The organism is Cellulomonas sp. JZ18, assembly GCF_009720485.1.
Lineage (GTDB): Bacteria > Actinomycetota > Actinomycetes > Actinomycetales > Cellulomonadaceae > Cellulomonas.
Genome location: NZ_CP045245.1, coordinates 1,316,269 through 1,337,305 on the forward strand (window position 1 = coordinate 1,316,269; position 21,037 = coordinate 1,337,305).

Genomic DNA, 21,037 nt, shown 5'->3' on the forward strand with positions numbered 1-21,037 from the left:
ACAGCGTCCCGTGATCATCTTCGTCTACGGCACCACGGCCGAGGCCATCAAGCTCGCCCCGGTCGTCTCGCGGCTGCGTGAGCGCGGTGTGCCGGTCGAGCAGTGGCTCACCTACCAGCACACCGAGGCCCTCGACGCCACGATGGGCACGCTGGGCCTGGGACGTGCGGACGTCGTGGTGGCCCGCGGTCGGCGCGGGGCGCCCCTGAAGACGCCGGTGGACATGGTGGTGTGGCTGCTGTCGGTGGCCGGGTGGACGGTGCGCAACGCCCTGCGCCAGCGCCGGCGGCTGGACCGGCGGCGCGACGTCGTGGTCGTGCACGGCGACACGGTCACGAGCGTCGTCGGGGCCCTCCTCGCGCGCTGCGTGGGCCTGCGCAGCGCGCACGTCGAGGCCGGGCTGCGTTCGGGCGACTGGCGGCACCCGTTCCCGGAGGAGCTGGACCGGCGCATCGTCGGCCGCCTCGCGAGCGTGCACTACGCGCCGTCGGAGGAGGCCTGCGCCAACCTGCGGGGGCGCAGCGGGGTCGTGCACACCCACGGCAACACGGTCATGGACGCGGCTCTCGACAGCACGGGTGCGGTCGCGCACGACGGGGCCCCGTACGGCGTCGTGCTGCTCCACCGGTTCGAGTTCATCTCCGACCCGGCGCGCGTGCGCGACACGCTGCGCCTGCTCGCCGAGCACGCGGACGTCCCGCTCAAGGTGCTCGTGGACGCGTACGCCCGCGACGCCATCGTCGCGGCGATCGACGAGCTGGGTGCGGGGGACCGGCTCCTCGTGCAGCCCAAGCTCTCGCACGGCGACTTCATCCAGACCCTGCGCGACGCCGCCCTGGTCGTGACCGACTCGGGCGGCGTGCAGGAGGAGGCCGCGCTGTACGGCGTGCCGACGCTCGTGCACCGCATGGCGACCGAGCGCTCCGAGGGACTCGGCGCCAATGCGCTGCTGTCCTACTGGAAGCCCGAGGTTGTCCGTGACTTCCTCACGGGCTACCGCACGTACCGGGTGGACGTCCCGCCGCCCGCGGTGTCGCCGTCGCAGGTGGTGGTCGACGACCTGCTGGCCCGCGGCTACGGGCGCTGACGCCGGAGCAGGTCGCGACGTCCGGACCTACGCGCGCGGCCGGCGCTCGCCCTCGCCGGAGTCGACGACCTCGGCCGTCGGCTCCGGCACGACCGGACGGGCGCCGGTGTCCGCCGCGGCAGGGGCGCGGGGGGCGTCCTGAGCGGTGGCACCGAGGTCCGAGACCGTGGCCCGCTCGCGCTCCATGTCGAGGCGCAGCAGCGCGACCTCCTCCGCGAGGGTCCGCGTCTCCTCCTCGAGGCCCGAGACCTCCACGCTGAGCTGGATGCAGACGAACAGCAGCACGATCAGCGACGCGGACACGAGCAGGTTGATCGGCGTCTGGATCCCTACGAGGCGGGTCAGGCCGAGCACGAGGTCGGGGAACGCGGCCAGGACGGCGACGACCGTGCCGACGAGGATCCAGATGAAGGCGTACTTCTCCCGCACGCGCCGCGAGCGCAGCAGCACGACGAGGAAGAGGACGACCGCGACCGACGCCGTGATCGCGAAGGGGTACCCGCTCATGACTCGTCCTTCGGGAGGCGGGCCGCCATCGGCCGCGTGACGGCGACGAGCAGCGCGAGCGCCGCCCGTCCGAGGAAGACGGCCGCGCGCAGGGGGCTCTGCGACGGTGTCCCGGCGGAGCGCACGCGCATGCGCACGCCGACCTGCCGGATGGTCAGGCCCGCGCGGCTCGCGATGACGAGCGATTCGACCGTGTCCCCGAGGTACTCCGCGGGGTAGTCGGCGGCGAAGAGCTCGATGGCCCGGCGGTCGCTGGCGCGGAAGCCGGACGTGGTGTCCGTCAGACGCACGCGCGCGATGCGGGAGATGACGAACGAGAGCATTGACATGGCCCACCGGCGCGGTCCGCGGGCACGGTAGTCGCCCTCGCCGGCGAACCGGGCGCCGACCGCGACGTTCGCCCCCTCGTCGAGCAGCCCGACGACGCGCGCGATGTCCGCGGGGTCGTGCTGACCGTCCGCATCCACCTGCACGGCCCGGCGGTACCCCTGGCGCAGCGCGAACCGGTAGCCCGCGCGCATCGCGCCGCCCACGCCGAGGTTCAGCGGCAGGTCGAGCAGCATCGCCCTGCCGGACCGGCGCACGACCTCCGCGGTCCGGTCGGTCGACCCGTCGTTGACGACCAGGACGTCGGCGTCGGGCACGGCCGTGGCCAGCTCCTCCAGGACCCGGGGGAGCGACTCCTCCTCGTTCCACGCGGGGACGATGACGAGCAGACTGCCGGGCGCGTCCTGTTCCACGACGGGCAAGGATAGCCGCACGACCGGGCCCGGCCCCGCCCGCGGCCTCGCCCCCGCGTGCCCGGACGCGGCCGCGTCGGCCTACGGGGGGTGGGGACGGTGCTTGGTAGGGTCGCCGCGTGAAGTCGCCCGTCGTGCTGCCCTCCGGCGGACCCGTGTCGCGTGCGGCGGGCGTCGTCGGCCTCGCCGCCCTCCTCGTCGCGCTGCTGGGGTGGGCCCTGGCGTCCCCGGTCGGGGCGACGCCGGACGAGGACTACCACCTGGCGAGCATCTGGTGCGGCCAGGGCGAGCGCGACGGCCTGTGCGAGGCCGGGGACGGGGAGACGTCCCGCGAGGTGCAGCAGCGGCTGCTGTCGTCGCCCTGCTACGCGTTCGAGCCGGCCGAGAGCGCGGCCTGCCAGGGCCCGGTCATGACGGAGGACACCGAGCTCGTGGACAGCGAGCGCGGCAACTTCGTCGGGGCGTACCCGCCCGTCTTCTACTTCGTCATGAGCATCTTCGTCGGCGACGAGGTCGCGGACTCCGTGCTGGTCATGCGCGCCGTCAACGCCCTGCTCGTCGTGCTGCTCGTGGCCGCGGTGTGGCTCGCGTCGCCGCCGGGCCTGCGTGGCGGGCTCGTGGGCGGCGCGGTCGTGACGGCCGTGCCGCTCGGCATGTTCCTGCTCCCGTCGGTCAACCCGTCGAGCTGGGCACTGCTCTCGGCGATGACGCTGCCCGTCGCGGTGCTCGGCTACATCACGACCGCCGACCGGCGCCGCCGGTGGGTGCTGGGCGTGCTCGCGGCGGTCGCGCTGGGCGTGGGCGCCGGCGCCCGCGCCGACGCGGCCCTCTACGGCGCCCTGGCCATCGGTCTCGCGGGCATCGCGACGCTCCGCCCGGGGTGGGCACACGTGCGCAGGCTGGTCTACCCGGCCCTCCTCGGGGTCGTCGCGATCCTGCTGTTCTTCTCCGCCGGTCAGTCGGAATCGGTGAGCGCCGGCGGCGGTCCCACCTCGATGTCCTTGCCGGCGTTCGTCCGCCTCATGGGCGACGTGCCGTCGCTGTGGACCGGCGCGCTCGGTAGCTGGGGCCTCGGCTGGCTCGACACCTACATGCCCGCCGTGGTGTGGGTGGCGGCGTGGAGCGTCCTGGTGGGCACCGTCTTCGCCGCGCTGGCGGGCGCCGACCTGCGCCGGCTGGCCGCCCTGCTGGTGGGCGGCGTCGCGGTGTGGGTGGTGCCGACGTACATGCAGTACCTGTCCGGCTACCCCGTCGGGGCGGCGATCCAGCCCCGCTACGTGCTGCCGATCATCGTCGTGCTCGCCGTCGTCGCGCTGTCGCGCACCCAGGGACCGGCCGTGCGCTGGTCGGGCGGTCAGTGGGCCCTGGTCGTGCTGGCGCTGGGAGTCGCGCACGCTGTCGCCCTGCACACCAACGTGCGCCGGTACGTGACCGGTGCCGACGTGGTGGACCCCGACCTCGACGCCGGCGCCGAGTGGTGGTGGCCCGGGCTGCCCCTCGGTCCCACCGCGCTCTGGGTCGTCGCGTCGGCGGCGTTCGTCGTGGCCGTCGGGCTGCTGACGCTCTCCCTCGTGGGGCCGCGCGACGCGGCCTTCCCCGAGGTGCGGCCCACGCCCGCGGACCCGGGCCACGACGTGCCCGAGGTCGAGCGGACCGACGCGGCCGGCGTGCCCCCGGAGCCGAGCACGGTGCAGCGCGCGCACTGAGCCCGGCGGAGGCCGCACGGGGGGCCGTCCGGGTCCACCTAGGATGCCGGGGTGCGCCTGCTGCTCGACGCGACCGCCGTCCCCGCCGACCTCGGGGGGGTCGGCCGCTACGTCGACGCGCTGGTGCCCGCCCTCGTCGACGAGGGTGTCGACCTCGTCGTCGTCTGCCAGGCGGCGGTGGCGGAGCGGCTGAGTGCGGGCGCCCCGGGCGCCGAGGTCGTCGCGGCCCCCGCAGCGGTGGCCCGTCGCCCCGCGCGGCTCGCCTGGGAGCAGTCGGGCCTGCCCGCGCTCGCGCGGCGGACCCGTGCCGACGTGCTGCACAGCCCGCACTACACGCTGCCGCTCGCGGCGAGCGTCCCCGTGGTGGTCACGCTGCACGACGCGACGTTCTTCAGCCACCCGGAGCTCCACTCGCCGGTCAAGGCCCGCTTCTTCCGCGCGGCGACGCGGGTCGCCGTGGCACGCGCCGCGACACTCGTCGTGCCGTCCCGGGCGACGCGCGACGAGGTGCTGCGGTACGCCGGGGGAACGCCCGAGCGCTTCCACGTGGCGCACCACGGCGTGGACACCTCGCGCTTCCACCCCGTCGACGCCGCCGAGCGGGCACGCGTGGCGCGGGCTCTCGGCCTCGAGGGCCGCGCGTACGTCGCCTTCCTCGGCACGCTCGAGCCGCGCAAGAACACGCCCGCCCTCGTGCGGGGGTGGGTCGAGGCCGTCCGGGGCACCCCGGACCCGCCCGCGCTCGTGCTCGCGGGTGGCGCCGGCTGGGACACGGAGATCGGGCCCACCCTCGCGGCGGTGCCGGCAGGGCTCACCGCACTGCGTCCCGGCTACCTGCCCCTCGACGACCTCGCGGGGTTCCTGTCGGGCGCTGCCGTGGTCGCCTACCCGAGCCTCGGGGAGGGCTTCGGTCTGCCGGTGCTCGAGGCCATGGCGTGCGGTGCGACCGTGCTCACCACCCGCGAGCTCTCGCTGCCGGAGGTTGGCGGTGACGCGGTGGCGTACACGGACGTGGACGACGCCGCCATCGCGCGTGCCCTGCGCGCGCTGCTGGACCGGCCGGACGAGCGTGCCCGGCTCGCCGCGGCCGCCCGGGCGCGGGCTGACGCGTTCACGTGGGCGGCCTCGGCGCAGGCGCACGTGCGGGCGTACGAGGACGCCCTGGGCGGCACGCGGCGAGGCGCCTGACGCGCGGACGCGGGCGTCGGCAGGCCGCGCAGGCGAGCGTCAGCGGGCCGCCCGCCGCAGCCCTTCCACGTGGTCGGCCACCGCGGCGGCCTGCGGCAGCAGGCCTGACGCGAGCGCCTCGGCGAGCGTCGGTGCCGCCTCGTCCTTTGCCGACAGCTGGACGTGCAGCGGCGAGCCGTCCCGCGCGGTCGTCGGCCACGCGATGCCGATCTCCTCGTCGAGCGGGTGCACGCCGTGCTCCCGGCCGGGCGCGTACGGCGTGGAGCACAGGTAGAGCACGGTCGAGTCGTCCTCGAGGGACAGGAAGGCGTGCCCGAGGCCCTCGGACAGGTAGATGGCGCGCCGGTCCACGTCGTCGAGCAGCACCGAGTCCCACGTGCCGAACGTGGGGGATCCGACGCGCAGGTCGACCACGACGTCGAGCACGGCGCCGCGCGCGCAGGTCACGTACTTCGCCTGCCCGGGCGGGACGTCCGCGAAGTGGATCCCGCGCAGCACACCGGCGGCGGAGACCGAGCAGTTCGCCTGCGCGAGGGTGAGCGGGTGGCCGGTGGCGGCGGCGAAGGGCGCGCCCTGGAAGTACTCCAGGAAGACGCCGCGCGGGTCACCGTGCTGCTGCGGGGTGATCTCCCAGGCGCCGGGAACGGCGAGCTCACGGTAGGTCATCGTCTCCCTCTCGACGTGTGCGTGCGTCCGCCACCCTACCGAGCGCCTACCCTGGCCCTGGTCGTCGAGAGCGGGGAGTGGACGTGCGCTGGCTTGTCGTGGGTGCCGCGGGGATGCTCGGGCAGGACGTGGTCGCGCGTCTGCACGAGCTCGGCGAGGACGTCCGGGGCGTCACGCGGGACGACGTCGACGTGACGGTCCCGGCGGCCGTCGACGCCGTCGTGCGGGACGTGGACGTCGTGGTCAACTGCACCGCGTACACCGCGGTGGACGCGGCGGAGACCGACGAGTCCACCGCGTTCGCGGTGAACGCCGTCGGGCCCGCCCTGCTGGCCCGGGCGGCCGCCCGGGCCGGAGCCCGCCTGGTGCACCCCTCGACCGACTACGTCTTCGACGGGACGGCGACCGCGCCGTACGACGAGGCCCATCCGCCCGCGCCGCGCTCCGCGTACGGGCGGACGAAGGCCGCGGGGGAGTGGGCGGTGCGCGCGCACTGCGCCGACCACCTCGTCGTCCGGGTCGCCTGGCTGTACGGCGCGCACGGCTCGTGCTTCCCGCGCACCATCGCCCGTGCCGCCGCCGAGCGCGGGTCGCTGGACGTCGTGGCCGACCAGGTGGGCCAGCCGACGTGGACCGTCGACGTCGCGGACCTCGTGCACCGGCTGGTGCGCGCCGGTGCGCCGTCGGGCACCTACCACGGCACGTCGGCCGGCAGCACCTCGTGGTTCGAGTTCGCCCGCGCGGTCGTCGAGGCGGCCGGCATGGACCCCTCCCTCGTGCAGCCGACGACGAGCGAGGCGTACGTCCGGCCGGCGCCGCGCCCTGCCTACTCGGTGCTCGGGCACGACGCGCTCGGCGCCGCGGGCGTCACCCCGATCGGCGACTGGCGGGAGCGCTGGCGGGCGGCCGCTCCCGCGGTGCTCGCCTGAGCCGCCGGTAGACTCCCGGGCCGCGAAGGGCGGCCGCCGCCTCCCACCGGTCGCACCGCACCCCTCCCACCGCCGCCCGCGCAGCGCGCACCGCCGTGCGCCCCAGCCAGGAGAGATTTCCGATGGAACCCACCTCCGCCATCCCGGACCTGTCCGTCGTCATCCCCGCCTACAACTCGGGGCCGTGGCTGGAGACGACCCTCGACGCGCTGCGCACGGCGCTCGAGGCGACGTCCTGGTCCGCCGAGGTCGTGGTCGTCGACGACGGGTCGACGGACGGGTCCCCGCAGCTCCTGCGCGGCCTGGCCCCGCGTTACCCCTACGACCTGCGCGTGGTGGAGCAGGCCAACCAGGGCGTGTTCGTCGCCGTGTGGACCGGCCTCGAGCAGGCTCGCTCGCAGCACGTGCTGATCCTGAACTCGCGCCTCCTGCTCGACCCGACGGCCCTGCGCCACCTCGAGGAGCAGGACGCCCTCGCGAGCGGGCAGGCGTGGAACGGGCACGTCGTCACCGACCCGGCGACCCCCCTCGTCGGCGTCTTCTGGGATGTGCCGACGCACGTGTTCTGGGGCGACTACCTCGGCGACCCGCGCCCGACGGAGATCACGCCGGAGAACTTCGACCGGGTCCCGAAGGGCACCGGCTGCTTCCTGGTGCCGCGCGACCTCATGGTCGAGGCGTACCGCGCGTGCTGGCCCGACCAGGGCACCCGGTACACCTCCGACGACACGAAGCTCCTGCGGCACATCGCGTCCCGGCGGCCGATCCGCCTCGAGCCCGGCTTCTCGGCGACGTACCGGCCGCGGACGACGGTCCGCAAGTTCCTGGCGCACGCCGCCGGTCGCGGCACGATGTTCGTCGACAGCTACGCGGGGACGTCGCACGCGCGCAACGCAGCGCTCGTCGGGCTCGTCCTCGCACCGCCGGTCGCCGCCGTGGGTCTCGCCGGGGCGGCCCTCTCGGGCCGGTGGGGCGTCGTGGCCGCGCTCCTGGGGGTCGGGGCCGCCGGGCTGGCGGCGCCGGCCGTCCTCGCGGCACGGCACCGCGCCAGCCGTCGCGCGATCGCCTCGTACCTGACGTACGTGCTGCCGTTCGGCGTCGTGTTCTGGCGCGGCCTCCTGCGCGGCGTGGTGCTGCACCGCACGGCGTTCGGACGCCTGCGCACGGCCGCCGACGCGGCCGTCGGCGAGGTGGCGTGACGCCGTCCCCGGCCCGGGCCGCGCGCGCCGGGTCCACGCGGTGACCGGCCCGGCGCCCGCACCGGGCGGGTGGCGCGCGCGCGGTGCCGCCCTGGTCGGCGCGCACGGGCGCGCGCTGGCCGGGCTCGGGGTCGTCACCGTCGTGGGGGTCGTCGCGACGGCGGGGTTCCAGCTGGTCGTCATCCGCGGGCTGGGACCCGTCGAGTACGGCCTGTTCGCCTCGCTGCTCGCGTTCCTCAACGTCGCCTCCATCGGCAGTGGCGCACTGCGCAACTCCGTCGCGGTGGACACGGCCGCGTCCCGGGCCGCGGGGAGCACCGCGGGGACGCCGGCGAGGCGGCTGCTGGACGGGTCGGCGGTCGAGGCGCTGGTGCTCGGGCTGGTGTGCACGGTCGCGGGCGTCGTCGCCGCGCCGTACCTCACGGCGTCGCTCGACACGACGGTCGTCCCCGTGCTGGTGGTCGCCGCCGCGGCCCTGCCGTACTTCGTCTTCTCCCGCTCGCAGGGCCTGCTGCAGGGGGCGGGGGACTCGCGGGCGGTGGTGCTCTGGTCGACCGCGGCGCAGGTCGCGCAGTTCCTGCTCAGCGCGCTCGTGGTCCGGTTGGGCGGCGGCGCGCTCGGCGTCCTCCTGGTCTTCCTGGGCGTCGGCGTCGTGGGTGCCCTCGGCGCCTCGGCGCAGGCGCGCGTCCGGCGGCTCGTCTCCGGGGCGCGGCCGTTCTCGGCCGACGCGCTCGTCGTCATCGCGCTGACGATCGCCTTCGCGTGGCTCACGAGCGTCGACGTCGTCCTCGTGCGGTCGGGCGCCCTCGAGGCCGACGCAGGCGCCTACGCGGCCGCCGCGGTCCTGGTGAAGACGACCCTCATCGTCCCGACGACGCTCTCGCTGTACCTGCTGCCCCGCTTCGTCTCGGCGCGTGACGACACGGCGTCGGTGCGCCTGGGGGTGAACCTCAGCCTCGCGCTCGCCCTGGTCACGGGCCTCGCGGTGTGGGTCGTGGTGACGGTCGCCGGCGGGCTCGTCGTGCGGGTCTTCGGCGGGGGCTACGAGCAGGCGACGGCGGTCCTGCCGGCGCTGGCGCTGGCGTGGGTGCCGTGGGCGATGGCGCAGAGCCTGCTGATCCGGCTCACGGCGGCGGCGTCCCGGTGGTCGCTGGTGGTCCTTGTGCTGGTCGCGGCAGCGCAGTGGGTGCTGGGGCGCCTGGTCCTGCCGGACGTCGACGCCTTCGTCGTGGTGAACGCGGGCGTGGGGGCCGTGGCCCTCGGGTGCATGTTCGTCGTGCACCTGCGCCTCGTGCGGCAGGCCGGCCGCACGGTGCAGGCCCCCACCGACCCGGCGGGCGGTCCGGGCGCCACCCCGGGGGTGCCCCTATGATTCCCCGGGGCGCGGCCGACGACGCGCGTCCACGGCGCGGACGGGCGCACCGGTCCCGGCCGGGCCGACCCGGCCGGAGCTCGTGGACGGCGCGAGGTACTTGGTCCCGCTCCGTGCCGGCAGGGCTCGGGCATCCTGAGCGCGGCCCCGCGAGCGGCCGGCACCGGACCGCGCCGCCGACCCGAGGAGGAACGTGAACGTCCGCATCGCCGACTCGGCCGACGTCGACCCCACCGCCACCATCGGCGCCGGATCGTCGGTCTGGCACCTCGCCCAGGTCCGTGACGGCGCCGCGCTCGGTGAGCAGTGCGTGGTCGGGCGCGGCGCCTACATCGGCAGCGGCGTGCGCGTCGGCGACCGCTGCAAGATTCAGAACTACGCGCTCGTGTACGAGCCGGCGGTCCTCGAGGACGGCGTCTTCGTGGGTCCGTCCGTCGTGTTCACCAACGACACGTTCCCCCGGGCGGTCAACCCGGACGGGTCGCTGAAGAGCGCGGCCGACTGGGAGGCCACGGGGGTGACCGTGCGCACGGGCGCCTCGATCGGGGCGCGCGCCGTGTGCGTCGCGCCGGTGGTCGTCGGTCGGTGGGCCACGGTCGCCGCCGGTGCCGTCGTGACGCGTGACGTCCCCGACCACGCGCTGGTGGTCGGCGTGCCGGCCCGCCGGGTCGGCTGGGTGGGCCGGGCGGGCGTGCCGCTCGAGCCCGCCGAGGGCGGGCGGTGGCGGTGCCCGTCGACGGGAGAGAGCTACGAGGAGACCGAGGCTGGGCTCGCGCTCGTCGAGCGGTCCGAGGAGGAAGAGCAGGCATGAGCACGAATGTGATCCCCGCCGCCAAGCCCCTGATCGGGGACGAGGAGCGGGCTGCCGTCGACCGGGTCATGCGGACCGGGGTCATCGCCCAGGGCCCGGAGGTCGCGGCGTTCGAGCGCGAGTTCGCGGACCACCTCGTCGAGGGCCGGTCCTGCGTGGCGGTGAGCTCGGGCACCACGGGTCTGCACCTGGGCCTGCTCGCGGCGGGCATCGGCCCGGGCGACGAGGTCATCGTCCCGTCGTTCACGTTCGCGGCGACGGCCAACTCGGTCGCGCTGACGGGCGCCACGCCGGTGTTCGCCGACATCGACCCCGCGACGTACTGCCTCGACCCGGCATCCGTGGCGTCGGTCATCACCGAGCGCACGGCCGCGATCATGCCGGTGCACCTGTACGGTCACCCCGCGGACATGACGGCGCTCGGCGCGCTCGCGCAGGAGCACGGCCTGCAGCTCTTCGAGGACGCCGCCCAGGCGCACGGCGCCCGGTGGCAGGGGCACCGCGTCGGCACGTTCGGTACGTTCGCGATGTTCAGCCTCTACCCGACGAAGAACATGACGTCGGGCGAGGGCGGCATGGTCTCGTGCGCGACGCCCGAGGTCGTCCGCTCGGTGCAGCTGCTGCGCAACCAGGGCATGGAGCGCCGCTACGAGAACGAGGTCGTCGGCTTCAACGCCCGTATGACCGACATCCACGCGGCGATCGGCCGTGTGCAGCTCGGCAAGCTCGACGCGTGGACGCGCACGCGCCAGGAGAACGCCCGGTACCTGTCCGAGCGCCTCGAGGGCGTCGGCGTGCCGGTCGTCGCGGACGGCGCCGAGCACGTGTGGCACCAGTACACGATCCGCGTCGAGGACGACCGCGACGGGTTCGCGGCGGCCCTGCTGTCCGAGCACGGCGTGGGCTCGGGCGTCTACTACCCGATCCCCAACCACGAGCTGCCGTCGTTCGGCCTCACGCTGGACCTCCCGGCCACGCGTCAGGCGTGCGACCAGGTTCTGTCGCTGCCGGTGCACCCGGCGCTGACCGAGGCCGACCTCGACCGCGTCGTCGAGGCCGTCAACGCGACCGCAAAGGCGGGCGCCTGATGGCCGGGCTGCGCGCCGGGCTGCTCGGCCTCGGCATGATGGGTCGCCACCACGCGCGCGTGCTGCGCTCGCTCGAGGGCGTCACGCTCGCCGCCGTGGCGGACCCGGGCGGCGACCCGCACGGTGTCGCCGCGGGCCTGCCCGTGGGCGACTCGGTGCAGTCGCTGGTCGACGCCGGCGTGGACTACGCCGTCGTGGCGGCGCCGACCGCGTACCACGAGGAGGTGGCGCTCGCGCTGGCCGAGGCGGGCGTGCACGTGCTCATCGAGAAGCCCCTGGCGCCGTCGACGGAGGCCGCGGACCGGATCGTCGAGGCGTTCGCCCAGCGCGGCCTCGTCGGTGCCGTCGGGCACATCGAGCGGTACAACCCGGCGCTGCAGAGCCTGCGGGCGCGGCTCGAGAACGGCGACCTCGGCGACGTGTACCAGGTGGCGACGCGCCGCCAGGGCCCGTTCCCGTCGCGGATCGCCGACGTGGGCGTGGTCAAGGACCTCGCGACGCACGACATCGACCTGACCGCGTGGATCACGCAGTCGCCCTATACCAGCGTCACAGCGCACGTCGCGCACAAGAGCGGACGGACGCACGAGGACCTCGTGGCCGTCGTCGGCACGTTGGGCGGCGGCGTCGTCACGAGCCACCTGGTCAACTGGCTCTCCCCGTTCAAGGAGCGCACGACCGTCGTCTCCGGCGAGCGAGGCTCGTTCATCGCCGACACGCTGACGGCCGACCTCACGTACCACGCCAACGGGACCGTGGAGACGACGTGGGAGTCCCTGGCGGGCTTCCGCGGCGTCAGCGAGGGCGACACCGTGCGGTTCGCGCTGGGCAAGCGCGAGCCGCTGCTGCTCGAGCACGAGGCGTTCCGCGACGCCGTCCTCGGCGTGCGCAACGACGTCGTGACGCTCGCGGAGGGTGCGACGACCGTGCGCGTCGCCGAGGCCGTGCTCAGCTCGGCGGCCGCGGGGCAGACCGTCGCGCTCTGACGCGACCACCCGACGCCACCACGCCCGTCCTCTCGCCCGGCCGGTACGGCCGGCCGGGCGAGAGGCACGCGGGCGGGGCCGTCAGCGCTCCTGCTCGAGCAGCCCCAGCAGGTACGCGCCGTACCCGGACTTCACGAGGCGCTCGGCGCGCTCGCGCAGCTCGTCGTCCGACAGGAAGCCCCGGCGCCACGCGACCTCCTCCGGCGCGCCGACCTTGAGGCCCTGGCGGTGCTCGATCGTCCGGACGAAGTCCGAGGCCTCGAGCAGCGAGTCGAACGTGCCGGTGTCGAGCCACGCCGTGCCGCGGGGGAGCACCTCGACCTGCAGGCGGCCCTGCTCGAGGTAGGCCCGGTTCACGTCGGTGATCTCGTACTCGCCGCGCGGCGAGGGCTCCAGGTCGCGCGCGATGGCGACGACGTCGTTGTCGTAGAAGTACAGGCCGGGCACCGCGTAGCTGCTCTTGGGCTGTGCCGGCTTCTCCTCGAGCGAGAGCGCGCGCCCGGCGGCGTCGAACTCCACGACGCCGTACGCGGTCGGGTCCGCGACCCGGTAGGCGAACACGGCGCCGCCGTCGATGTCCTCGAACCGCTGCAGGCGGCTGCCGAGCCCGGGCCCGTAGAAGATGTTGTCGCCGAGCACGAGCGCCGCGGAGTCGTTCCCCACGAAGTCGGCGCCGAGGACGAACGCCTGCGCGAGCCCGTTCGGCTGCTCCTGCACCGTGTAGGTGATGGAGATGCCGAACTGCGAGCCGTCGCCGAGCAGGCGGCGGAACTGGTCCGCGTCGTGCGGCGTCGTGATCACCAGGACGTCCCGGATGCCCGCGAGGATCAGCGTCGAGAGCGGGTAGTAGATCATCGGCTTGTCGTAGACGGGGACCAGCTGCTTGCTCACGCCGAGGGTGATGGGGTGCAGCCGGGTGCCCGAGCCGCCGGCCAGGATGATTCCGCGCATGGGTCGCCATTCTGGCCCATCCGGGCGCCCGGCGCGGCCGTGCGCCGAGCGGGAAGGGCGGGGGAGGGGGGCGCCGGGGTCAGTCGGCGGCGGTGACCCGCTCCGTCTCGCGCACGCGCGCGAGTGCGGCGTCGTCGAGCGCGGCCCCGTCCACCAGGACGAGCGAGCCGCCGACGGCCCACGTGCCGAGCGCGGCGAGGGCGAGCCCGACCGCGTCGTCGCCGCGCGCGTCGCGCAGCACGCGGGCGCCCGCGGACGGCGCGTCGGCGAGCGCGGCCGCCGTCAGCCCGGCGTGCGGCACGACGTCCGCTCCGCCGGCCACCGCCGGTGCCTGCGGGTCGGCCGGGGGCAGCCAGCCGAGCGCGTCGGGGTAGGTCATGACGGCGGCGGCGGCGTCGACCGCGCCGCGGGGGAGCGTGCCGGGCCACGACCGGGCGAGGGCGGCGAGCGTGACCGCGACGACAGTGCCGCTGTGCGCGTCGGGGCGGTCGGTGACGACGACGTCGACGGCGTGCCCGTCCTGCGGCGCGCCCGACCTCTCCGCCCGCACGACGCACGCGCCCGCACGCCATGCCGCGGTCGCCCACGTCAGCGCGCGCCAGTGCGCGGGCAGGTCGAGCAGCACGCGCGTCCCCGGCTGCACGTCGAGCTCCTCGACGAGCAGGTTGGTGGTCTTCACGACCCAGTTGACGAGTACCGCGCCCGACAGCTCGACGCGCTCGTGGTCCGGCCCGTACCACGTCACGCGCGGGCGACCGGGGTCGCGGACGAGCCCGTGGAGGACGGCGGCGACGTCGGTGGGGCGCGTGGTCGTCATGGACCTCAGGCTAGGTCGCGGGCGTGCCGCGGGTCGCCTCGTGGGTCGTGTGCGGGACGCCACGCCGCGCACACCGAACTTTCACCCGGACAACTCGGGCATCTAGCACGGCTCCGGTTGACGACCGGGAACGACACGCGTGTAATTCCTGAGAACTGCTTCATCGAGCGCGATCGTCGCGGCCTCCGCGCCGCACGGCCGGCGTCGACCGGACCAGCCAGCACGAGGACATCAGCATCACTCCCGCGGAGGCACGCATGTGGCACCTGCTCGACGACGAGGGACTGCCCGACGACGTCGCCACCCCCGTCACCGCACCGACCGGCAACGTGCTGTCCCTGTTCGGCACGCCCGAGGACGACGGGCCCATGGGGTGGCAGGAGCGCGCGCTCTGCGCCCAGACCGACCCCGAGGCGTTCTTCCCCGAGAAGGGCGGCTCGACCCGTGAGGCCAAGAAGGTGTGCGCGTCCTGCGACGTGCGCGCCGAGTGCCTCGAGTACGCGCTCGCCAACGACGAGCGCTTCGGGATCTGGGGCGGCCTGTCCGAGCGCGAGCGCCGCAAGCTCAAGCGGCGCGTCGTCTGACGCCACGTCGACCCCGTCCGGGTCCCGCCACGCCGGGTGTCGCTGCCGGCCGGGGCGCGGGGGCGACGGCATGATGACGCGAGCATGACTGACACGCTGTCCCCCGTGGACGTCCCCACGACCGCGGCCGTACCGGTGACGACACCCGTGACGGCCGTCGTGGTGACCCACGGGCGCACCGGCTACCTGCGCACGACGCTGCGAGCGCTCGCGGCGCAGACACGCCGGCCGTTCCGCGTGCTGGTCGTCGACGTCGCCGAGCACGCCGACGGGGACGGGCCCGCGCTCGGCGCCCTGCTCGAGGACGCCTTCGCCACGACCCCCGCGCCCGTGCCGCGCCTGTCGACGGTCGCGGCGCCGCGCGCCCGCTCGTTCGGCGAGGCCGTGTCCGCCGGGCTCGCGACGCTCGCGGACGCGCTCGACGAGCGGCCGACGCCGTGGCTCTGGCTGCTGCACGACGACAGCGCCCCCGCGCCCGCCGCGCTCGCGCAGCTGGTGAAGACCGTCGGGCACGCCCCCTCGGTCGCCGTCGCCGGCTGCAAGCAGCGCACGTGGACCGAGCCCGAGCGGCTGCTCGAGGTCGGCCTGCGCACGACCCGGTCGGGCCGGCGCGTGACGGACGTCGAGCAGAACGAGCTCGACCAGGGTCAGCACGACGGGCGGACCGACGTGCTCGGCGTCGGCCTCGCCGGTGCGCTCGTGCGCCGCGACGTGTGGGACGCCCTCGGTGGTACCGACCCCGCCCTCGGCCCGTTCGGGGACGGGCTCGACCTCTCGCGCCGGGCACGCCTCGCCGGGCACCGCGTCGTGGTCGTGCCCACCGCCGTGGTCCGCCACGCCCAGGCGGCGTACCACGGCCTGCGTCCCGTCCGCGGGTCCGGGCCGGGCGACGGGGCCGCGGCGCCGGGCGGCGACGCCCGTGAGGTCGACCTCGACGGCGACGGCGAGCCCGACGGCGCCGACCCGAACCGCTCGTTCGCGGCACGCCGCCGTGCGCTGCTGCACTCGCGCCTCGTCGGCTGCCCGCTGCCCCTGCTGCCCCTCGTGGTGCTCATGGCGCTCGCCGCCGGTGCGCTGCGCGCGCTCGGCCAGCTCGCGGTCAAGCAGCCCGGGCTCGCGGTCGCGGAGGTGCGCGTCGCGCTCGCCGCGGTGCTGCGCCCGGCGGCGGTGGTGCGCGCGCGCCGCCGTGCCCGCGCGTCGCGCGTGCTGCCGCGGCGCACGCTGCGGCCGCTGCAGGCGACCTGGCGCGACGTCTGGCGCCAGGCGCGCGACCGCCGCCTCGCGCGGCGCGAGGCCCGCCGGGTCGTCCGGGCGCCCAGCGAGCTCGAGCTGCGCGAGCTGGCCGCGCTGGCGTCCCGCCGGCGGGTGACGCTCGCGGTGGTCACGGGCGCGCTGCTGCTCGTCACCGCGGTCGCGCTCGGGGGCCTCGTCGGGCCCGTCCTGTCCGGTGCGCAGCTCGTGGGGCCGGCGCTCGCGCGTGCGACCACCGGCGTCGCCGACGCCTGGTGGGCGGCCACGTCGGGCTGGGTGGCCGGCGGTCTGGGCGCGCCGGGTCCGGCCGACCCGCTGCTGCTCGCGCTCCTGCCGCTCGCCGCCGTGCTCGACGGCGACCTCGGCGCCGCCGTCGCGGTCGTCGTGCTCGGCGGCGTCCTCCTGTCCGGGCTCGGCGCCTGGGCCGCCGCCGGGGCCGCGACCCGCTCGACGGGCGTGCGCGCCTGGGCCGCCGTCACGTGGGCGGCCGCGCCGGCGCTGCTGCTCGCCGTCGGGGACGGGCGGGTCGGCGCCGTCCTGGCGCACGCCGCGCTGCCGTGGGTCGCGCTCGGTCTCGCACGCGCGGTCGGCGTGCAGCGGGTCGACCAGGTGCTCTCGGGCCTGGCCACGGTCCGCCGCGACCTCGACGAGCCGGAGGTGCGCGACGTCGAGGACGGTCCCGCCGCGCAGCCGCCGGTGACGGGGCCGCCCGCCGCGGTGCCGGTCACCCCGGAGCCGGTCCTGGCCGACGAGAGCGACGTCGTGACCCCCGTGCGGGGCGTCCCGGCGCTGCCGCAGCCGCGTTCCGCACCGTCCGGGGCCGTCCCGGCCGTGGCGGCCGGGGGCGCGCCCCGCCTCACCGCGCCCGTGTCGGCAGCCGAGGTGGCTCCCGCCGACGCCCCGGCCGCGGCACCGGCAGCCGCGTCGACCGCGACGGAGTCCTCGGACGGCACGGACCGTCCGGGCGTCCTCGTCGGTGCGCCCGACCCGACCGGGTCGGTGACCGCGGCCGCCGGTGCGGCGCTCGCGCTCGCGCTCGTGGTCGCCGGTGCGCCCGTCCTGCTCGTGCCGGCGCTGCTCGTGCTCGTGCTCGTGGCCGTCGTCGTGCCGCGCCGGCGCGGACGCGTCCTGCTGGTGGCCGTGCCGGGACTCGTGCTCCTCGCCCCGCTGCTCGTGGAGGCGGTCCGGCGCGGGCCCGCCGGCGTCCGCCTGCTGCTCGCCGAACCGGGCCCGGCCGTGGCCGTGGCGCCCGGTGACGCCGTCGCCCGCCTGCTGGGGCTGCCCGCCGACGCGACCGCGCTCGTCCCCGCCGCGCTCCCGGACGCCCTCGTGCCGTTCTGGCCGTTCCTGGGCGGCGCCGTGCTCGTCGCGCTCGCCCTGCTCGCGCTGTGGCGCGGCCGTCCGGTCGCGCGCGGCGTGCGCACGTGCTGGGCCGTCGCCGCGTGCGGTCTCGGTACCGCGACCGCGGTCGCGGCGCTGCCCGCGTCCGTCGGGCCCGAGGCCGTCGCGCCGGCGTGGACCGGACCGGCGGTCTCGCTCGCCGCGCTCGGGCTGCTGGGGGCCGCGGTGCTGGGCGCCGACCGTCTGCCGGAGCGGCTCGCGCGACACGCGTTCGGCTGGCGGCAGCCCGTGGTGGGCCTGCTCACCGCCGTGGCCGTCGTCGCCGCGCTCGCCGCGCCGGTGTCGTGGGCGTGGGCCGCGCGCACGCAGGACGCGGTGGCCCTGCGGGCGTCGGCGGCGCCCGTCGTGCCGGTCGTCGGGCAGCAGGGTGCGACGTCCCCGGCCGCGTCGCGCGTCCTGGCGCTGTCGCTGCTGCCCGGCGACGCCGCGGCCGGCACCGTCGCCTGGAGCCTGCTGCGCGCCGACGGCGAGCAGCTCGTCGACGTCGCCGCCGCGGTGGCGACCCGCCGCGCGGAGGGTGGGCTCGTGCACCCGGCGGCGGCCGCCACGGACGCCGCGGCCGAGGAGGTCGCGGCGGTGGCAGCCCGGCTCGCGGGTGGCACGGCCGACGACGTGGCCCCCGCGCTCGCCGCGCTGGGTGTGGCCGACGTGCTCGTCCCCGCGCCGCTCGGCGACGACCCGCGCGAGCGCGCCGCACGGGCGCGTCTGGTCGGGGCGCTGGACGCGACCGCGGGGCTCGAGCGCGTGACCCACGACGGCACGGGCACCCTGTGGCGCGTCCGCCCGGCCTCCGGCGACGTCGTCGCCGCATGGGCCCGGCTCGTGCCCGCCGGGGCGGACGTGTCGGCGCCGGGGACGAGCGCGAGCGCCGTCGCCGCCCGGGGCCGGACCGTCGCGACCGTCGTCCCGCCCGGGGACGAGGACCGGGTCCTCGTCCTCGCCGAGCGGGCGGACCCGGGCTGGCAGGCGTGGCTCGACGGGCGGCCGCTCGACCGGGCGGACGCCGGGTGGCGCCAGGCGTTCCGCGTCGGCGCCGACGGCGGGCGCCTCGAGGTGCGCTACGTCGCGCCGGCGCGCGGGGCGTGGCTCGCCGCGCTGGGCGCGACGACCCTGGTGACGGTGCTGCTGGCGCTGCCCCTGCGGCGGCGACGGGGGGTGCGGACGTGACGACGGACGGTACGGCGGCGGTCGCCGCGACCGGGAGCGGACCGCAGCCGGAGGCCACCCGGCCGGCCCGGCGGGGACGCGCGGCGCGCGTCGTCGGCGGCCTGGCGGTGCTGACCCTCGCGGCGGGTGCCGTCGCGGCGGGTGCGCAGCTGGGCGCGGCGGACGAGGTGCCGGTGGGCGCCGTCGAGGTGCAGGCACCGCCGGCGCCCACGACGCTCGGGTGCGTCGGCACGCTGCAGCCGCCCGACGAGCGCCGGCGCGGCGACGCCGCCTTCGACCCCTCGCCGGTCGCGCCGGTCACCGCGCTCGACGCCGTCGTGCCGACCGGTCCCGGGGCGGGTGCCCTGACCGTCCTCGGCGGGACGGGCGGCGAGGTCGAGCGCGCCGGCGCCGGTGGCGCTTCGCTGCGCGTCGAGGACGTCGAGGCCCCGCTGGTCGTGCGTGCCGCCCCGGCGGACGAGGCGCCCGTGGTCGCCGCCGCCACGACCTCCCTGGTGACCGCCGGTGACCTGCGCGGGCTGTCGGCCGCGTCGTGCGTCGCGCCCGGCGTCGACGACTGGCTCGTGGGCGGTGCGACGACGGTCGGCTCCTCCGCCGTCCTCGTGCTGAGCAACCCCGGCCTGACGACCGCCGAGGTGACCGCCGAGGTCTGGGGGCCGAACGGGCCCGTCGAGTCCGCGGCGGCCCGCCACGTCGTCGCCCCGGGGGCGACCCAGACGGTGGACCTCGGCGGGGCGGCGGCCGAGCAGCGCGCCCTCGTCGTGCACGTCACGACGACGGGCGGGCAGGTGGTCGCGCACCTGCAGGCCTCGGTCGTCGAGGGCTTCACGCCGGCGGGCACGGACCTGGTAGTGCCGGGTGCCGCGCCGGCGACCCGTCAGGTCGTGCCGGGCGTCGTCGTCGAGGAGTCCCAGGTGGGCGCCGAGGTCGGTCCCGCACTGCGGCTCCTCGCGCCCGGCGACGAGGCCACGACCGCGCGTGTGACGCTGCTGGGGGCCGACGGACCCGTCGAGCCGGCGGGCGTCGAGGAGGTCGAGCTCGCGGCCGGGACCGTGGTCGACGTGCCGCTGTCCGGCCTGGCCGCGGGTGCCTGGACCGTCGTCGTGGACGCGTCCGCGCCGGTGGTCGCCGCGGCCGTGGTCACCCGCACGGGCACCGCCGGCGAGCTCGACGACCGGCCGCGGGTCGAGCGCGCCTGGTCCGCGGCGTCGGCGGCGGCCCGCCACGGCGTCGTGGCGCTGCCGCGGGAGGCGGCGGCGCGGCTGGTCGTGGGCGCCGTCGCCGAGGGTGACGACGCGACGGCCACGGGGGAGGGGCGTGCACGGCTGCGCGTCCTCGACGAGGACGGCGGTGTCCTGTCGGAGCACGACGTGACGGTCGACGCGGGCACGACGGGTTCGTGGCCCGTCGCCGACCTCGCGGAGGGCGCCGCGGGCCTGGAGCTCGAGGTGCTGCCCGGCGCCCGGGTGGACTGGGCGGTCGAGCTGGAGGTCCTGCAGGAGGACGGCGCGCTGGTGTCGGTGCTCGCACCGGTGCCGGTCGTGGACGGCGACGGCGCCCTGCGGGTGCGCGAGGACGGGCGCGCGACCCGCGGCTGACGTGCCGGCCGGGACGGCAGCCGCGCGTGCGCGGTCGTCAGTGCCCGGTCGTCAGCGCGCGCTCGTCAGTGCCCGGTCGTCAGTGCCCGGAGCCGCCCACGGGTGCCGGGCGCGCCGCCGACCGCAGCTGCACCCGCTCACGCGTCGCGAGACCGGCGCCGATCGCGAGGCGCAGGGGCGCCTGCCACCAGTGGTGGTACCGCCGGTGCAGGTACTGGCGCGCGCTCGCGTGGTGCGCACGGATCATCGGCGCCGGCCGCTCGCGCCACGACGTGCCGCCCACGTGGGTGACCCGCACGTCCGGCACGTACAGGTTCTCCCAGCCGGCGCGCCCCAGCCGCTCGCCGAGGTCGACGTCCTCGAAGAACATGAAGTACGACTCGTCGAAGCCGCCCACCTGCTCGAACGCCTCGCGCCGCAGCACCAGGCACGCGCCCGACAGCCAACCCGCCTCGCGCAGGTAGCCGCCCACCGACTCCTGCCGGGCGTGGTAGGCGCGCGTCCACGGGTTGCCGGGCCAGACGCGCGCGAACACGGCGTGCCCGGCGCCCTGGCGCAGCGACGGCAGGGCGCGCGCGGACGGGTACATCGTGCCGTCGGTGTTGAGCAGCATCGGGCCGAGCGAGCCCGCGCGCGGCTGCTCGTCGCCCGCGTCGAGGAGCTGGTCGAGCGACCCCGGCGTCCACTCCAGGTCGGAGTTCGCCACGACCAGCCACGGCGTCGTCGCACCGCGCGCGCCCGCGTTCGCGCCGGCGCCGTAGCCGACGTTGGCGCCGGGGACGACGAGCCGTCCGCCGAACTCGTCGACGACGGCCTGCGCGACCGCGTGGTCGGTGCCGTTGTCGACGACGACGAGCTCGACGGGCTGCCGTGAGGCGGTCGCGAGCGTGCGGGCGAACGTGCGCAGCTCGTCCCCGGGGTGGAACACGACGCACACGACGCGGACGCGGGGCGTGGCCGGCCCGGGGGAGGGAGAGGGGGTGCTCATC

The 21,037-nt window shown here is 76.7% G+C and carries 18 protein-coding genes; 12 read left to right on the plus strand and 6 right to left on the minus strand.

The window, feature by feature from the left end; genetic code table 11:
• The first annotated feature begins 10 nt into the window (after window positions 1-10).
• Window positions 11-1,087, plus strand: coding sequence for a UDP-N-acetylglucosamine 2-epimerase (locus GC089_RS06040; RefSeq protein WP_155376871.1), 1,077 nt, complete (start codon window positions 11-13; stop codon window positions 1,085-1,087).
• Between the two features lie 27 nt (window positions 1,088-1,114).
• Here GC089_RS06040 and GC089_RS06045 read toward each other — a convergent pair whose 3' ends face one another.
• On the minus strand, window positions 1,115-1,594 hold the full coding sequence (locus tag GC089_RS06045; RefSeq protein ID WP_155376872.1) for a DUF2304 domain-containing protein: 480 nt from the start codon (window positions 1,592-1,594) through the stop codon (window positions 1,115-1,117).
• The gene (locus GC089_RS06050; protein WP_155376873.1) at window positions 1,591-2,334 is read right to left on the minus strand and encodes a glycosyltransferase family 2 protein; all 744 of its coding nucleotides are present in this window, start codon (window positions 2,332-2,334) and stop codon (window positions 1,591-1,593) included. Before GC089_RS06050 ends, GC089_RS06045 begins: the two co-directional genes overlap by 4 nt.
• A 119-nt stretch (window positions 2,335-2,453) precedes the next feature.
• Here GC089_RS06050 and GC089_RS06055 point away from each other — a divergent pair, with 119 nt between their 5' ends.
• Window positions 2,454-4,040, plus strand: coding sequence for a DUF2142 domain-containing protein (locus tag GC089_RS06055; RefSeq protein WP_155376874.1), 1,587 nt, complete (start codon window positions 2,454-2,456; stop codon window positions 4,038-4,040).
• Window positions 4,041-4,091: 51 nt separating this feature from the next.
• Window positions 4,092-5,228 (plus strand): glycosyltransferase family 1 protein, encoded by a 1,137-nt coding sequence (locus tag GC089_RS06060; RefSeq protein WP_155376875.1) that lies wholly within the window; start codon window positions 4,092-4,094, stop codon window positions 5,226-5,228.
• Between the two features lie 39 nt (window positions 5,229-5,267).
• On the opposite strand, the gene GC089_RS06065 is transcribed toward GC089_RS06060, so the two are convergent.
• On the minus strand, window positions 5,268-5,894 hold the full coding sequence (locus tag GC089_RS06065; RefSeq protein ID WP_155376876.1) for a dTDP-4-dehydrorhamnose 3,5-epimerase family protein: 627 nt from the start codon (window positions 5,892-5,894) through the stop codon (window positions 5,268-5,270).
• 83 nt (window positions 5,895-5,977) lie between these two features.
• Between GC089_RS06065 and rfbD the strand changes: the two genes are divergently transcribed.
• The 6 genes from rfbD (at window position 5,978) to GC089_RS06095 (ending at window position 12,279) form a co-directional block, all read left to right on the plus strand.
• The gene (rfbD, locus tag GC089_RS06070; protein ID WP_155376877.1) at window positions 5,978-6,823 is read left to right on the plus strand and encodes a dTDP-4-dehydrorhamnose reductase; all 846 of its coding nucleotides are present in this window, start codon (window positions 5,978-5,980) and stop codon (window positions 6,821-6,823) included.
• A 122-nt stretch (window positions 6,824-6,945) separates the two neighbouring features.
• The gene (locus GC089_RS06075; protein ID WP_155376878.1) at window positions 6,946-8,022 is read left to right on the plus strand and encodes a glycosyltransferase family A protein; all 1,077 of its coding nucleotides are present in this window, start codon (window positions 6,946-6,948) and stop codon (window positions 8,020-8,022) included.
• A gap of 40 nt (window positions 8,023-8,062) precedes the next feature.
• On the plus strand, window positions 8,063-9,394 hold the full coding sequence (locus GC089_RS06080; RefSeq protein WP_155376879.1) for a hypothetical protein: 1,332 nt from the start codon (window positions 8,063-8,065) through the stop codon (window positions 9,392-9,394).
• Between the two features lie 193 nt (window positions 9,395-9,587).
• Window positions 9,588-10,205 (plus strand): acyltransferase, encoded by a 618-nt coding sequence (locus tag GC089_RS06085; protein ID WP_155376880.1) that lies wholly within the window; start codon window positions 9,588-9,590, stop codon window positions 10,203-10,205.
• Complete coding sequence (locus GC089_RS06090; protein ID WP_155376881.1) at window positions 10,202-11,293, plus strand: DegT/DnrJ/EryC1/StrS aminotransferase family protein; 1,092 nt, start codon at window positions 10,202-10,204, stop codon at window positions 11,291-11,293. The genes GC089_RS06085 and GC089_RS06090 overlap by 4 nt, the downstream gene beginning before the upstream one ends.
• Entirely contained in the window at window positions 11,293-12,279 is a 987-nt protein-coding gene (locus GC089_RS06095) for a Gfo/Idh/MocA family protein (protein WP_155376882.1), read from the plus strand. Before GC089_RS06090 ends, GC089_RS06095 begins: the two co-directional genes overlap by 1 nt.
• A gap of 81 nt (window positions 12,280-12,360) precedes the next feature.
• Here the strand turns inward: GC089_RS06095 and rfbA are convergent, their stop codons facing one another.
• A complete protein-coding gene (gene rfbA, locus GC089_RS06100; RefSeq protein WP_155376883.1) occupies window positions 12,361-13,230 on the minus strand; it encodes a glucose-1-phosphate thymidylyltransferase RfbA in 870 nt (289 codons plus the stop codon).
• Window positions 13,231-13,309: 79 nt separating this feature from the next.
• Complete coding sequence (locus GC089_RS06105) at window positions 13,310-14,047, minus strand: TIGR03089 family protein (RefSeq protein ID WP_155376884.1); 738 nt, start codon at window positions 14,045-14,047, stop codon at window positions 13,310-13,312.
• Window positions 14,048-14,304: 257 nt separating this feature from the next.
• Between GC089_RS06105 and GC089_RS06110 the strand changes: the two genes are divergently transcribed.
• The 3 genes from GC089_RS06110 (at window position 14,305) to GC089_RS06120 (ending at window position 20,048) form a co-directional block, all read left to right on the plus strand.
• Window positions 14,305-14,631: a WhiB family transcriptional regulator gene (locus tag GC089_RS06110; protein ID WP_155376885.1), complete on the plus strand. Its 327-nt coding sequence runs from the start codon at window positions 14,305-14,307 to the stop codon at window positions 14,629-14,631.
• Between the two features lie 84 nt (window positions 14,632-14,715).
• A complete protein-coding gene (locus GC089_RS06115) occupies window positions 14,716-18,450 on the plus strand; it encodes a glycosyltransferase (RefSeq protein ID WP_155376886.1) in 3,735 nt (1,244 codons plus the stop codon).
• Window positions 18,447-20,048 (plus strand): DUF5719 family protein, encoded by a 1,602-nt coding sequence (locus tag GC089_RS06120; RefSeq protein WP_155376887.1) that lies wholly within the window; start codon window positions 18,447-18,449, stop codon window positions 20,046-20,048. Before GC089_RS06115 ends, GC089_RS06120 begins: the two co-directional genes overlap by 4 nt.
• Window positions 20,049-20,127: 79 nt before the next feature.
• On the opposite strand, the gene GC089_RS06125 is transcribed toward GC089_RS06120, so the two are convergent.
• Window positions 20,128-21,036, minus strand: coding sequence for a glycosyltransferase family 2 protein (locus tag GC089_RS06125; protein WP_155376888.1), 909 nt, complete (start codon window positions 21,034-21,036; stop codon window positions 20,128-20,130).
• Between the last annotated feature and the right edge of the window lies 1 nt (window position 21,037).

Bases quoted from the DNA above. Each gene is read 5' to 3' on its own strand.
- GC089_RS06045 (WP_155376872.1), bottom strand. From the start codon at position 1,594: ATGAGCGGGTACCCCTTCGCGATCACGGCGTCGGTCGCGGTCGTCCTC.
- GC089_RS06065 (WP_155376876.1), bottom strand. From the start codon at position 5,894: ATGACCTACCGTGAGCTCGCCGTTCCCGGCGCCTGGGAGATCACCCCG.
- GC089_RS06075 (WP_155376878.1), top strand. From the start codon at position 6,946: ATGGAACCCACCTCCGCCATCCCGGACCTGTCCGTCGTCATCCCCGCC.
- GC089_RS06090 (WP_155376881.1), top strand. From the start codon at position 10,202: ATGAGCACGAATGTGATCCCCGCCGCCAAGCCCCTGATCGGGGACGAG.
- GC089_RS06095 (WP_155376882.1), top strand. From the start codon at position 11,293: ATGGCCGGGCTGCGCGCCGGGCTGCTCGGCCTCGGCATGATGGGTCGC.
- rfbA (WP_155376883.1), bottom strand. From the start codon at position 13,230: ATGCGCGGAATCATCCTGGCCGGCGGCTCGGGCACCCGGCTGCACCCC.
- GC089_RS06105 (WP_155376884.1), bottom strand. From the start codon at position 14,047: ATGACGACCACGCGCCCCACCGACGTCGCCGCCGTCCTCCACGGGCTC.
- GC089_RS06110 (WP_155376885.1), top strand. From the start codon at position 14,305: ATGTGGCACCTGCTCGACGACGAGGGACTGCCCGACGACGTCGCCACC.
- GC089_RS06115 (WP_155376886.1), top strand. From the start codon at position 14,716: ATGACTGACACGCTGTCCCCCGTGGACGTCCCCACGACCGCGGCCGTA.
- GC089_RS06125 (WP_155376888.1), bottom strand. From the start codon at position 21,036: ATGAGCACCCCCTCTCCCTCCCCCGGGCCGGCCACGCCCCGCGTCCGC.